This is a genomic window from Lactiplantibacillus daowaiensis (assembly GCF_005405085.1).
Classification (GTDB): domain Bacteria; phylum Bacillota; class Bacilli; order Lactobacillales; family Lactobacillaceae; genus Lactiplantibacillus; species Lactiplantibacillus daowaiensis.
Window position 1 is genome coordinate 88491 of record NZ_BJDJ01000007.1, and the last position, 13422, is coordinate 101912.

Annotated in this window: 12 protein-coding genes; 10 read left to right on the top strand and 2 right to left on the bottom strand. The window is 42.0% G+C overall.

What is annotated here, in order from left to right; translation table 11 throughout:
• Positions 1-73: 73 nt before the first annotated feature.
• Positions 74-703 carry a hypothetical protein gene (locus FFM75_RS06160; RefSeq protein ID WP_137628314.1) on the bottom strand — a complete coding sequence of 210 codons (630 nt, stop codon included), beginning with the start codon at positions 701-703 and terminating at the stop codon, positions 74-76.
• Positions 704-905: 202 nt separating this feature from the next.
• Between FFM75_RS06160 and FFM75_RS06165 the strand changes: the two genes are divergently transcribed.
• The 3 genes from FFM75_RS06165 to FFM75_RS06175 all read left to right on the top strand — a co-directional run bounded on the left by FFM75_RS06165 (position 906) and on the right by FFM75_RS06175 (position 3396).
• The gene (locus FFM75_RS06165; RefSeq protein WP_137628315.1) at positions 906-1355 is read left to right on the top strand and encodes a hypothetical protein; all 450 of its coding nucleotides are present in this window, start codon (positions 906-908) and stop codon (positions 1353-1355) included.
• A gap of 143 nt (positions 1356-1498) precedes the next feature.
• Entirely contained in the window at positions 1499-2185 is a 687-nt protein-coding gene (locus FFM75_RS06170) for a hypothetical protein (protein WP_137628316.1), read from the top strand.
• A gap of 647 nt (positions 2186-2832) precedes the next feature.
• Positions 2833-3396, top strand: coding sequence for a hypothetical protein (locus FFM75_RS06175; protein ID WP_137628317.1), 564 nt, complete (start codon positions 2833-2835; stop codon positions 3394-3396).
• A gap of 185 nt (positions 3397-3581) precedes the next feature.
• Here the strand turns inward: FFM75_RS06175 and gdhA are convergent, their stop codons facing one another.
• Positions 3582-4937, bottom strand: a complete 1356-nt coding sequence (gdhA, locus tag FFM75_RS06180) for an NADP-specific glutamate dehydrogenase (RefSeq protein WP_171001435.1) — start codon at positions 4935-4937, stop codon at positions 3582-3584.
• 316 nt (positions 4938-5253) lie between these two features.
• Here gdhA and FFM75_RS06185 point away from each other — a divergent pair, with 316 nt between their 5' ends.
• From FFM75_RS06185 to wecB, 7 genes are all read left to right on the top strand, one after another.
• On the top strand, positions 5254-6153 hold the full coding sequence (locus FFM75_RS06185; protein ID WP_137628319.1) for a macro domain-containing protein: 900 nt from the start codon (positions 5254-5256) through the stop codon (positions 6151-6153).
• A gap of 11 nt (positions 6154-6164) precedes the next feature.
• Positions 6165-7193, top strand: a complete 1029-nt coding sequence (locus tag FFM75_RS06190) for a DarT ssDNA thymidine ADP-ribosyltransferase family protein (RefSeq protein ID WP_171001436.1) — start codon at positions 6165-6167, stop codon at positions 7191-7193.
• 205 nt (positions 7194-7398) lie between these two features.
• Positions 7399-8997 (top strand): serine hydrolase domain-containing protein, encoded by a 1599-nt coding sequence (locus FFM75_RS06195; RefSeq protein ID WP_171001437.1) that lies wholly within the window; start codon positions 7399-7401, stop codon positions 8995-8997.
• 105 nt (positions 8998-9102) lie between these two features.
• The gene (locus tag FFM75_RS13955; protein WP_171001438.1) at positions 9103-9279 is read left to right on the top strand and encodes a hypothetical protein; all 177 of its coding nucleotides are present in this window, start codon (positions 9103-9105) and stop codon (positions 9277-9279) included.
• Between the two features lie 151 nt (positions 9280-9430).
• Positions 9431-11245, top strand: a complete 1815-nt coding sequence (locus FFM75_RS06200; protein ID WP_171001439.1) for a serine hydrolase domain-containing protein — start codon at positions 9431-9433, stop codon at positions 11243-11245.
• A 217-nt stretch (positions 11246-11462) separates the two neighbouring features.
• Positions 11463-12128, top strand: a complete 666-nt coding sequence (locus FFM75_RS06205; protein ID WP_379831578.1) for a sugar transferase — start codon at positions 11463-11465, stop codon at positions 12126-12128.
• A gap of 88 nt (positions 12129-12216) precedes the next feature.
• On the top strand, positions 12217-13329 hold the full coding sequence (gene wecB / locus FFM75_RS06210) for a non-hydrolyzing UDP-N-acetylglucosamine 2-epimerase (RefSeq protein ID WP_137628324.1): 1113 nt from the start codon (positions 12217-12219) through the stop codon (positions 13327-13329).
• The last annotated feature ends 93 nt before the right edge of the window (positions 13330-13422 follow it).

Genomic DNA, 13422 nt, shown 5'->3' on the forward strand with positions numbered 1-13422 from the left:
CTGTCTTTTTTGATAAATTACCGTGCAACTAAAAAAGAGCCCGTCATCACTGACAGCCTCTTGAATAGATGTTTTATTTGGTATTCTTACCTAAAACCACAGTTCCCATCATCGCTTTATTATTGGCTAAGTTGCCATAAGTAAAGAAGGCGTAACGGGTATGGTTCGTTTTGTTAGTAAAAGCACTCGGCTTCATTTCAACAGCTTGTTTAACCGTTTTGGAAGCACCTGGCTTTAAGGTGATGTGCGCGGCAGTTGCTGCTGGTTTCACATTTTTAGCGGGTACGGTTTTGCTCGTTAAGTCGTAGACGTTGAAGCGGAGGTTACTGAAGTAGAACTTGACCGTTTTCTTAGTCTTGTTTTTAACTTTGAAGCTGTAGGCATAGTAGGTCACGATCTTCTTGGTCGACTTGTCTAACTTAGTCACAGCACTTAACGGTTGCTTTTGGTTCGTTAATGCGATCGTGACGAGCCGCTTGTCCGCCGCCGATAGTTTGCCGTATGTGTAGGTCTTCTTTTTAGACGTCGTCTTCGCATTCGTCTGCGCGTGTGCGACTTGCCTAACATGTTGTGGTTTTAGCCGTAGCCGCAACCGTGGTTGATACGTACTCGTAGTCGTTGCAGCCGAGGCCGTGGTGGCGCCGACCGTCAGACTGCAGCCTAGTGCTAAGGCTAACGCTGCAATAATCATCCGGTGTTTCATTATAATTCCCCCCAATTTATCAGTGTACTCCCTAAGCTTAAGGGTTATGTATAGGGACGTCAATGGTTGGCAACTGGAATTTAAGACTTTACCAAACCTTTACGCAAAATGGATAAAGATTTAACCAAAACTAGGCAAATTTGATTGTATTATTAGTGATTTTTCGTTAAGGTAAGGGTATTACAAAAAAGGAGTTTACCACATGAATATTGAAATTTTAAACTCAGCGATCCAAGACTTACATTTTCAAATCGTTTACGACCGGGACGAAGCTAAAGAAGAACCAGGCCAAGGCCAATTTAGCTATACACCAGCTAATGACGACGTTAAAAAGACGTTTGGCGACGATGTTGTCCAAGCGCAATTAGACGTGACTTACAAAGAAGAAATGTACGACCTTTCTGCAACTGTTTTTGCGATTATTCGCTTAAGTGGTGAAATGGTTAGCATTATCGAACGTCAATCTGGCGACAACCAATTAGAAGACGACGAACAAGACATGTTAAATGACTTGAACAACGCCGTTATCCCAGCTTTATCAGCTAAGGCCCGGGCATACGCTGCTTTGCTTTCAACTGAAGCAAGTAACTTTGCAATCATGCCAGCTGATTTTGATGGCGGTCAAACCACCCAAGAAAATCAAGAAGCATAATTATATTTTTTAAGTAGACTGGTTAAGCAGTCTACTTTTTTTATCCAAATTTTTTTAAATAAATCCATACTTGCACTGGAAAACGTGGGGTAAATGCCGTATATTTAAAGTGGGTTCAAGAATGTATTTGGGGGTAATGAATTATGAAAAAAATGATGCAATTAGTTACCGCTGGGGTAGTCGGTTTAAGCTTCGCCGCGGTCGTACCAAACTTAACGGCGCAAGCGAAAACGGCAACGTTGACGGGTTACTATGTCAACCAGTCACAAAAATTGGTCTTGCACCAGAGCGGGAAGTATTTATTAATTGGGGACTATCAGCAACATCAAAATGGGCGCGTGAAGACCTATAAGATCGTTAGCGAAAAACAAAGTGGTCAAAAAATTACTTTGAAGTATCGCGCGATGCGGTGGCGGTATGCCCATAATTTCCAAGAAGCCGCCGTTAGTCATCACTTTATTGCCAAAAAGAAACGTACGAGTACGTTGACGCTCAATGGGTCACAATTACAAGTTCGTTTAGGTAACGGTCGGGTCCGGGGATTACAACCAAACACGGCTAAACCTGGGACGACGTATACGTTTACGAAGCAGACTAGTAATCCCGTTACCAGCTGGGTCACTGCTTTTGAAACCAAGCGGTTAACGGACCAAAACGAGGCGTTGAAAGTTTATGCAGCTAGTCAAGCCGCCCATGGCTATGCGGTCACGCAACCAGCTGTGAGCGATGCGCAATTACAAACAATGATTCAACAAGCAATTGCGCATGATGTTAGCTTAGTAGCGAAGCCTTATTTAGGCCAAGCAATGCCACAACCAATTCATGTTTAAAATGCTGGGTGACTGACCAAATGGTGAGTCACCTTTTTTTTGTAAGGCTAACTTAAGTGAATATAAAAATTTTAATACAGGCTTGTGTAAGCGCTAACAAGTGTGCTACAATAACTTCGGTCGAGATAGTTGCTCCAGTAACATAGTTACAGACAGGGTCAAAAGGCATTGTTTTGGAGGCACTGCAATCATCGAATATCACATAAGTTGATGGTTGGCTTAGTTGTTCATAGTTGGGGGTGGCGGTTTAATTCAATAATTCGTCAGCACACATACTTGATAATAGCAATTATGCGCACATAGGAATGAGGACTAAGATGGCGATCAATTAGATAGTGGCGACTAGGTTACGGGTGAGTAATTTGGTGGTCACTTTTTGTATAGAGTGTGAGCGAGGACGGGGTGTCAGTGAGCATTGCCTAGCTAAGGCAATTAGTCGGTGGTTTTTCCGACTGGTTGTCTTAGCGTAGCAAGCGGAGCTGACAGTCCGAGCGAACACGTTTCGGTACACAAGCTAGAACGCCGCCAACCCAAAACCACCAATCGACCAAATAACCAAACATCAATATCCATAAACCAACAAATTCAAAACACTGTAAATCACCACATGAAAGCGTATACTAATCACTGAAAGGGGCGTGACTGACATGTTCAAACCAATGGCGTCAATTTTTACTAACCATCAGATTGCCGGACATTATCGCGCAATTGATCGTGCAAAGAAATGTATTGTGCCGTTTCACTTTGAAATTAAGGGCCAGGAGTATCCGGCACCAAAGAAAGAGACAAATTGGCTCCGGCGGCTTTCGGGCACCCACAGTGAGAAGTATGCCATTGTGGAGCTCACACCAACGAAGGTCATTCTCTGGTCACCAGAGCAACGAAACTTGGGTGAGATGTTGTTAGCGGACATTAAGCTGATTCAGATTGGGGCGATTCGTTGGCACGCTTCAGCAGCGTTAGATCCGCGGCGGGCCTTTCGTGCCACGATTTTTGTTGTAACGGATGCGGGTAATTATTATTTTGCCAATCCTGATATGGAAGTGTTACCAGCTATTTTTAAATTTGCGCATGAACATCAGATTCCAGTGGAAGATCCACTACATTTGATACCACTACTAAAAGTTGGCTGGCACGCAGCGGCGAAAACGTTACATGAGACTTATGCCCAGTTAGCGGCGCATACTGGGTATCCGGATTCGAAAGTTTAAATTAGATGATAGTGATTATTGGGCGTTCTCTTTTAGTGGAGAGCGCTTTTTTGCCATTAGAAAGGTGGAGAGGGCTTTAAAGCACTAAAGGCATCTCCAATAGCACGCCAAAAAAGCACACCTGGCCAAATTAACTGGTCAGGCGTGCTTTTAGTTTGTTAATAGTTACTCAATAAGACTTGGCTTTAAACAAGTCCTTGCGCCAACATGGCATCAGCGACTTTAGTAAAGCCAGCGATATTAGCGCCACTCAAGTAGTCGCCACTAACATCATATTCGTCAGCCGCAGCGACCGATTGGGCAAAAATCGTTTGCATGATTTGCTTCAAGCGGGCATCAACTTCGTCAAACGTCCAGCTCAAACGCATGCTGTTTTGGCTCATTTCTAAGGCCGAAACAGCGACACCACCAGCGTTGGCAGCTTTAGCTGGACCGTATAAGACATCCGCAGCTTGATAGGCGGCAATGGCTTCGGGTGAACTTGGCATGTTAGCCCCTTCAGCGACGGCTTTGGCACCATTGGCGATGACGGTCTTAGCTTGGTCACCATCGATTTCATTTTGAGTCGCACATGGTAAAGCGATGTCATAAGCGACCGTGGCATCCCAAACGGAACCAGCATGGTAAGTCGCACTTGGTACGCGGTCGGCGTAGTCTTTGATGCGGCCGCGTTCAACTTCTTTGATTTGCTTAACGACTGCAAAGTCGATGCCGTTTTCATCAATCACGTAACCGTTGGAATCGGAACAAGTGATGACTTTGCCACCAAGTTCGGTGACTTTTTGAATCGCGTAAATTGCGACATTACCGGCCCCGGAAATCGCGACACGTTGCCCGTTAAAGCTTAAGTTATTGGCTTTTAACATCTCATCGGTGTAGTAAGCCAACCCATAACCAGTAGCTTCAGTCCGCGCTAACGAACCGCCGTAGGACAGACCTTTCCCGGTTAACACGCCGCGGTCAGCGCCACGGAGGCGTTTATATTGGCCATATAAGAAGCCGATCTCACGACCGCCGACACCAATATCACCAGCAGGAACGTCGGTGTCTAAGCCGATATACTTACTGAGTTCGGTCATGAAGCTTTGACAAAAGCGCATGATTTCATTGTCGGATTTACCTTTAGGATCGAAATCAGAGCCACCTTTACCACCACCGATAGGGAGGCCGGTTAAGGCGTTTTTAAAGATTTGTTCGAAGCCTAAAAATTTAACGATACTTAAATTAACGGAAGGGTGAAGCCGTAAGCCACCTTTGTAAGGGCCGATGGCGGAGTTGAATTGGACCCGGAAGCCACGATTGACTTGGGCGTGACCGGCATCATCCAGCCAAGGCACCCGGAATTGGATAACCCGTTCTGGTTCGGTCAAACGTTCCAAGATGTTGGCATCAATGTATTCAGGATGGCGTTCAAAGACGGGCGTCATCGTTTGGAAGAAGTCATGGACGGCTTCAAGAAATTCAGCTTGGTGCGGATCGCGTTGTTCAATCACCGTATAAACGTGTTGCAAATAATCGGTTGCTTTACTCAAAATAATCATCCTTCCATATTTAAATTAACTATAAAGCTTATTTTACTGGTTTTGTTCGGGTAATGCACTAGATAAAATGACTAATTTTGTGTGAATTTTTGTGGATAGTAATTAATCAAATACAATTGCGTACGATGTTGTTCTTTTCTAAAGATGGCATGCTTCTTATCAGAATAAATATGTTATATGTTATACTTTTACTAGTTAGAAATCCTTGTGTATCAGGCTTTATTCCTATTAGATACACAGTGACCGATGATAGATAAGTTAAAGCAGGGATTGAGTAAGTTTTTGTTTGTTAAATGACTGGAGATGGGGTGTTAACATGCTAATGTATATGAATAGCAATTTGTTTGATAGTCCTGCTAAAGTGCTCGTTAACACTGTTAATACAGTTGGTGTTATGGGAAAAGGAATTGCACTTAACTTTAAAAAAATGTATCCGGACATGTTTAAACAATATCAAAAGTTCTGTGAAAATGGACAGTTAACAATCGGCAAGCTTTGGCTATATAAAACGCCCAATAAATGGATATTAAATTTTCCAACTAAAAAAAATTGGCGAAATAAGTCCAAGTTATCTTATATTGAGGCTGGATTAAAAAAGTTTGTTGAAACTTATGAAGAACGGGGAATTACATCAATTGCGTTTCCACAATTAGGTGCTGGTAATGGTGGCTTAGATTGGGAAACGGAAGTTAAACCTCTGATGGAACAATATTTGAGTAAATTGCCAATTCGAGTTTATATTCATATCTATCAAGTTGGTAAAGAAAACCAAGAATATACGCAGCCAAAAGAAATTAGACAATGGCTAGATAGTTCGCCGACAGCTTTAAGTTATTTTCAAGTTATTCAAGATTTGAATGACGCATTGATAGCAGATCATGAATTTGAAGCAAAGGTTGTAAAAATGGAACCTGTTGACGGTGATACCAAAACGATTCATGTTAAGCATGACGATAAGGATTACTTTTTGACGAAAAATGATATTGCGGAAAGCTGGAATAAGTTACGGAATAACGGTATTTTGATAGTTCCTGAATTTCCAAGTGTTGTTATACGTACTGATGATGATCACTTTTTTGAGGCGTTATTAAGAAAATTACCGTATGTTAAAATTATTCATTTATTTTATCGGGGACAGAGGATGGATGGCTTACAATTGAGTAAAAGTGATCTACCAAGAGAAGAAGTTCGAGAAGCTAGTGTTCGGCTAGCATAGGGGGCTTAGCGTTGACTTACACAAATACAATCAATGATTTGTTAAATGGCAATATTGATACTGGATTAAGTCTAACTAAACAAAAAATTTGGCCAAGGTATTGTTATCATTTTACGGATGAGAGTAATTTGGCTAGAATTCTACGTTCCGGCCGGTTAGTGTCGCGTTGGGATGCACAACAAACTAACAGCATGTCGAATGATAACGCAAATCCAGAAGTAATTGCAGGCACTAGTGAGTCAATCACTCAGAATGTAAGATTGTATTTTCGACCACGAACACCAACGCTAAATAATAATGAAGGCTTTCGACCAGGGTCTAAGTATCATCAAGCAAGCTGCCCGTTTCCAGTGTTCTTGCTTTTTCCCTTGGCACAAATACTAAATCTGCCTAATACCCGATTTAGTCCAACAAGTTTAGCGTTGCACCGTGAACCAGAATTGTTGTCTGGATCAGAAGCATTTAGTAAACTGCCGTTCGACCTCATTTATCATGATCAAGCCTTTAGTCCAGATGATCGCGATAACATTATCCATCATCGCCATGCCGAAATTGTGGTTCCACATGAGTTGTCATTAGAACACTTGCTATATATTGTTGTACGGAGTGTAGCAGAAAAAGAAACGTTGATTAATCTGTTGAAACTTAAGCATTTAGACCAATATATTAATCGAGTACAAGTAGATGATGCTGGAATTTACTTTTTTAAGCGTTGGACCTATGTTGATGAAGTTTTGATGGATGACGAGCAAGTTAATATTAAAATGCATCGTGGAGAAGATGCATTCCCCGCAGAGTGGACTAATAGTGATATTCCATTAGCTCCGGAGAATAAGAAAAGTTATTTGAATTTTAAAATTCGCTTTCAGGATGCAACGACAAGCAAGTTTACGGTGTTTGATGGGGCCCATTTGGTACCTGAACATCAGATTATTAATTTGGATACGATGGACACCTCGGCGTATCGAATGATAATTGAATTGAATGATAAGCTAGCCTACTATGGGACTTTTTACGCAACTAAAAATGTGCCATATTAATGTATGATGTTAGCCAATACATCGAAGTAAGTCGATATGAAAAATATCGACTTTTTTGGTTAAGCAACTTCCCACAAAATCCAAGTAAGCTGTCTTTCCGTTGTAACTAATGTACAATACTTGTAACAATAACCATGCGCCTAATCTTGCGTTCTGCAAGCGGAAGCCGTATAGTTATGAGCGTGTTATCACAGGGGGAAGCAGAATGACCATTAAAAAAGTAGGAATACTTGGGATGTTAGGCTTAGCGAGCCTTGGTGGGAGCTTATTGTTCGGGATGCCGACCAGTACAGCGACGACGCGCCCAGTCTATTTACAATTAAAACCATATGACGGCAAGTTAGCCGTGTATCAACAAATTCCGGATTCAACGAGTACGTTACAAAACGGGATCGATGCTAAGGTTGCCAGTGATCAAGTGTATCGCGGGACCACGACGGGGAGTTATTTGACTTTCAAATATATCCACGTGCAAACGTTAGCGGGCAAGTCAGTCGGTTGGCTGAACCGATCAGATACGAAGACTTTGACGCATGTCACTAAAGATGGCTTATTAACGCAATATCAAACCAAGAAGTTAGCCGGTCAATTAAAACTTACCGGTAAGTCTAAAAAGGTGACGGTCACGGTCCAAGGACCACAAGCGACGAAAGCTAAGTTGACGACGAAAAAAGTCACGTCAAAGACGTTGACCACGAGTGCGTATCGCGTCGTTAAGCAAAGTACGACTGATTTTGGGAAGTACTATCAATTACAAAAAAATAGCAAGAACTACGGCTGGGTCAAGTCAACTGGGTTCAAGTATACGGCTAAAAAAGCCACCGCGACGAAGCCCAAGACGACAACCTTGTCCGCGACGAAGGCTAAACAAATCGATGCGCTGGTCAACGCGGCCCATTTAAAAGGGACGTTGTTAATGACGACCGCGGCTAGTAAGACGCCGGTTATTCGGAGTTATGGTTATGCGAATGCGGCTACCAAAACTAAGAATACTGCAACGACGATCTATCCAATTGCTTCACTGCAAAAGGCCATGACTGGAACGATAATCGAACAGTTGATCCAAGCTGGTAAGTTATCGATGACTACGCCATTAAGCAAGTACTATCCGAAGGTTCCATATGCCAAGTCAATTACGATTGCGGAATTATTGACGCATACGTCTGGCATTACGATGCCAGAAGACCGGCCAAGTAAGGTATTGTCTGAAACAGGGGCGCTTGATTGGGCTTTAGCCAACTTAACCTCAACTAATGAGCATACTTGGCATTATTCCAGCGCTAACTTTACGTTGTTAGCGGGCATTATTCGCCAAGTGACCGGGAAGTCATATGCGACGAACTTGCAACAACGGATCTTAACGCCAGCGAAGATGACGCAAACGTATGCGGTCGCTAAACTGCCAACAACGGGTGTGGCGACACCATATGCGTTTGATACGGCGGATTACGATACTGTTTATAAGATTTCTAAGCCGCTGTTATCAAGTGAATTGGGCGCTGGCGATATTAGTATGCCAGTGAATGATTATTATCAATTCATTACCGCGTTCAATAGTGGCAAGTTGTTGTCAACGACGGCGCGGGCTGAGTTGACGAGCGTTATTACGACCCATCACTATGTGGGTGGCTTCTACTATCATACCGATGGTGGGCAACACGCAACGGGTTACGACAATCATATTAGTAATTTCTATCTTCGTTCTGGCGATGGAAAAGTCAATGTGGTTGGTTTTTGGAATCAGGGCGATCATGTGACCGCTAAGACGACGATGAAACAGATTGAAGCTGTGTTAGCTGAATAATTAATGTTATAAAAAATGGGGTTCTCCAAATGAGAACCTTATTTTTTTAGTCGTTTTTTGATGATAAGTTATGCTTGTAATGTCAACAGAGGAACTGGTGATAAAATGGTGATTCATGAATTTGATTGTGTTTTATTAAAGGATGGTCGTAACGCTGCAATTGTAGAGGTCTTAGACGCGACTCACTTTTTGGCAGATGTTGGCGATACACCGGATGACTGGGACACGATTTCAGTTACTTTAGATGAGATTGAAAAGGTAACGTACCGGTATTCAGCCTAATGGACTGAGGGATTGTCGACGATAACGTGGCAATCCCTTTAAGCTAGTTATAAAAATAACGTTAGGCAGTTTAACATTAAATTAATATCAAGTGCATTTCTCAAGTACTGGCCTTATGATATCGGCAATTAAGCGCAAGGGGGAGATTGCGATGAGAAATGCACAACGGGTTTTAGTGGGATTGATCAGTGCGACGACATTGATGAGTGGTGCTGTGGGGGTGGTGTCAGCTAGTCAGGCCAGTTATGTGCGAGTCAAGCCACATGCAGGGAAGGTCGCGGTTTATAAGCAAGTACCAACTACCGCTAAACAGGTGAAAAAAGCCCAGCATAAAACGGTATCGGCTAACCAAGTCTATCGGGTCGTTAAGCGGCGTGCTGGTCATGGTGGGACATATGTCCAGTTGCGCGGGACTAAGCTGATTGGTTGGCTCAAGCAGACCCAGACGACTAAGCTAACACACGTCAATGCCAATGGCACGTTAGCGATGTATCGAACCCGGTCAGCTAGTGGTAGTGTAACCGCTAAAAACGGCGTTAAACGTTTGACGATCGATGTTAATGGCCCGCAAGCGACCCAGAAGTCGATGCAATATCGAACGTTAACGGCCAAGCAAGCTACAGCAGCGCATTTAAAAGTGACGAAGACGGTACAGACCGACTTGGGGACGTATTATCAACTAGCGGGTAAAGGCGTAGCTGGTTGGGTGAAAGCAACAACGGTTGTGTTAAGCTTGCCTGCCAATGCCGATACGATCGTGACGGCACCTAAACCAGTGAGTGTTCAGGTCGCACCAGCCCAAGGGATTGTTGGGATACCAGCAGCGCCAGTAGAAACTGTCGGTCCAACGACGCCGGTTAAAACGTCAACCAAGCCGGTCGTGGTACGACCAGTCACTAAACCGACGAGCCAGTCGAATAGTAGTGTCGCAACTAAAACGGTGACGCCGACGTCGACGACCAAGCCCGCAACAGGGACGAGTACGACTGGACAATTAACTGAAGCCCAAGCATTGTCGCAAATCAATGCGTTGATCACCCAGAATCATATCATGGGGACCTTATTAGTCACGAATAATGGGTCAGCCGGGGTCAAAGTGATGAATTATGGCTATGCCAATGTGGCTAAGAAAATTGCGAATAATACCGATGAACCGTATCCATTAGCGTCATTAGAGAAGGCCTTAACCGGGGCAGTCGTGCAACGACTAATTAATGAAGGTAAGTTGTCGATGACTACGACTTTGAGTAAATATTACCCACAAGTGCCATATGCGAATGAAATCACGATTCGTGAATTATTGGATCATACCTCTGGGATTCATATGGGCGAACCCGTACCAGCAACGCCATTGACTAATGATGCCGCCCAAGTCGCTTTTACGATTGCGCATCTGGATTCGACGGGACAGTTTACATGGAGTTATTCCAATGCCAACTTTACGTTGTTGAGTGGGATTATCGGTAAAGTGACGGGGAAGAGTTTGATGAGCAATTTGCAAAGCGATGTGTTAACACCACTGGGGATGAAGCACACATTTTTATATAATCAGATCCCAAGTAGCGCGGTGACCCCATTGTCCTATACGTATAAAAACGGCCAATCGCAAGCCGATGATATTTCGACGAACTTATTATCAAGTGAGTTGGGGTGTGGCAATGTTTATGCGAGTGTTGGGGATTATTATACGTTTATTAATAGTCTGTTTACGGGGAAGTTGGATGGTAAGGCTGGCTTTGCGGAATTGTCGGATGGGCTGAAGTTGAAGTATTCTGGTGGTGTTTATTATCAGGCTGATAATAATGTGCGGATTGGTGGCGCTGATAATGGATTTCATAGTTATTACTTTGGGACTAATGATGGGAAAATAGCCGTTGTGTTATTTAGTAATCAGAGTTCTTGGTCTGGGGCAAATTCTGTGTCTGGATTGATTGAAAAAATTTTACTGAATACAAGTACGAAATAATATTGTAAAAATACTAACCATTGCGATGATACAAATAATACCGCAATGGTTTTTTTCTATGTGATGAAACTTTATATTTTTGTAGGTTTGTTATATCATTATGAAATGAGTAGCTTTCTCACAAAGGAATGTTACATTATTTTAATGTGTACAGGATATGTAATATGCTAAGATAGTCTTAAATTATGTATAATGTATTTATTTTGGAGGTTCTATGTTGTATCAGCAAGATGGTGAAGTGCTCCCAAAGGTTAATTTGCGTGAATTAAAACGTAAAGGCTTATTTTTCACAATTAAACGAGCTTTTGATATTGTTGCAAGCCTTTGTGGTATGGTCATATTGAGCCCGATTCTTCTTATAATTGCAATTTGTATAAAAGTAAATGATCCCAAAGGGAGTTTCATATATTCTCAAGTTCGTTTAGGCAAAAATCAACGAAAATTTCGGATGTACAAGTTTCGATCAATGTATGTTGATGCTGATGAACGTTTGAAAGACTTATTAAAGTATAATGAAGTCAATGGTGCGATGTTCAAGATGCACGATGATCCTCGTGTAACTTCGATTGGTCGAATTATTCGTAAATATAGTTTAGATGAACTACCACAATTGTGGAATGTTTTAAAAGGAGATATGTCCTTAGTGGGGCCGCGGCCACCTTTAGAGAGAGAAGTCAATCAATATACCGACTATGATATGCAACGATTGATGGTTAAACCAGGTTGTACTGGTTTATGGCAAGTTGGAGATAGAAATGCAGTTGGCTTTGATGAAATGGTGCAACTGGATATTCAATATATTCGACGTATTGGTTTGTGGCAGGACTTTTCAATTATCTTGCGAACATTTTATATCATGATTGTTCCTAATACTTCGGCATAGAAATAAGTAAACTTTTAACGACTTAATTTGTTTTATCAAATTTAAGTCGTTTTTCTTAATAACATTGAATGTGAGGCACTTTTGAATTATGAGCAAACTTAAAGTAATGACAATCTTCGGGACTCGTCCTGAAGCGATTAAGATGGCACCTGTGGTGTTAGAATTGCAGAAACAATCAGATAAATTTATACCAATTACTGTAGTGACGGCACAACATAGAGAGATGCTAGACCAAGTATTAGATATTTTCCATATTAAACCAGATTATGATTTAAATATTATGAAACCCAATCAAACATTAGCTGGGATTACCAGTCGCGTTTTAATGAAATTAGATGAAATTATGGATGAGGTCAAACCTGACATTGTTCTAGTTCATGGTGATACCACGACAACTTTCGCTGCTAGTGTTAGCGCATTCTATCATCAAATTCCGGTTGGACATGTAGAGGCTGGGTTAAGAACCTGGAGTAAGTACTCGCCATATCCTGAAGAAATGAATCGGCAACTAACTGATGTTTTAGCTGATATGTATTTTGCTCCAACTGAATTAAGTAAGGCTAATTTACTAAAAGAAAATCATGATGAAGCTAATATTACGGTCACTGGAAATACAGCGATTGATGCTTTGAAACAAACCGTTAGTGAAGATTACCATCATGATGCGCTTGATTTAGTGAAATCCGGAAATCGGATGATCTTGTTAACAATGCATCGCCGCGAAAACCAGGGTGCGCCAATGGAGTCAGTTTTTAAGGCAGTTAAGCGAGTAGTAGCTGAGCACGATGATGTTGAAGTGGTTTATCCCGTTCACCTAAGTCCAGCAGTTCAAACCGTTGCCAAAAAGATACTAGGTAATACTGAACGTATTCATTTAATCAACCCATTAGATGTCGTTGATTTTCATAATATGTCAGCTCGGAGTTACTTTATCATGACTGACTCAGGCGGTGTTCAAGAAGAAGCGCCTTCATTGAACAAACCAGTATTGGTATTGCGTGATACAACTGAACGACCAGAAGGGGTTACGGCAGGAACCTTGAAACTAGTCGGTACTGATGGTGAAGAAGTGCAGTCCGCTATGGAATCCTTACTGGACAATCAAGATAAATATAGTCAAATGGCTAATGCCAAAAATCCTTATGGTGATGGTCATGCAGCTGAATATATTTTAAGTGCTATTGAAAAGAAGTTAGATTAATCATAATTCTTCGAGAATATACAGCTTTCCCAATAAATGTTTAAAAGAATAAGGTAGTTACAGCGCCATGAATGATGGTTCATAGCAGCTGTA

Bases quoted from the DNA above. Each gene is read 5' to 3' on its own strand.
- FFM75_RS06160 (WP_137628314.1), bottom strand. From the start codon at position 703: ATGAAACACCGGATGATTATTGCAGCGTTAGCCTTAGCACTAGGCTGC.
- FFM75_RS06165 (WP_137628315.1), top strand. From the start codon at position 906: ATGAATATTGAAATTTTAAACTCAGCGATCCAAGACTTACATTTTCAA.
- FFM75_RS06170 (WP_137628316.1), top strand. From the start codon at position 1,499: ATGAAAAAAATGATGCAATTAGTTACCGCTGGGGTAGTCGGTTTAAGC.
- FFM75_RS06175 (WP_137628317.1), top strand. From the start codon at position 2,833: ATGTTCAAACCAATGGCGTCAATTTTTACTAACCATCAGATTGCCGGA.
- gdhA (WP_171001435.1), bottom strand. From the start codon at position 4,937: ATGATTATTTTGAGTAAAGCAACCGATTATTTGCAACACGTTTATACG.
- FFM75_RS06185 (WP_137628319.1), top strand. From the start codon at position 5,254: ATGCTAATGTATATGAATAGCAATTTGTTTGATAGTCCTGCTAAAGTG.
- FFM75_RS06195 (WP_171001437.1), top strand. From the start codon at position 7,399: ATGACCATTAAAAAAGTAGGAATACTTGGGATGTTAGGCTTAGCGAGC.
- FFM75_RS13955 (WP_171001438.1), top strand. From the start codon at position 9,103: ATGGTGATTCATGAATTTGATTGTGTTTTATTAAAGGATGGTCGTAAC.
- FFM75_RS06200 (WP_171001439.1), top strand. From the start codon at position 9,431: ATGAGAAATGCACAACGGGTTTTAGTGGGATTGATCAGTGCGACGACA.
- wecB (WP_137628324.1), top strand. From the start codon at position 12,217: ATGAGCAAACTTAAAGTAATGACAATCTTCGGGACTCGTCCTGAAGCG.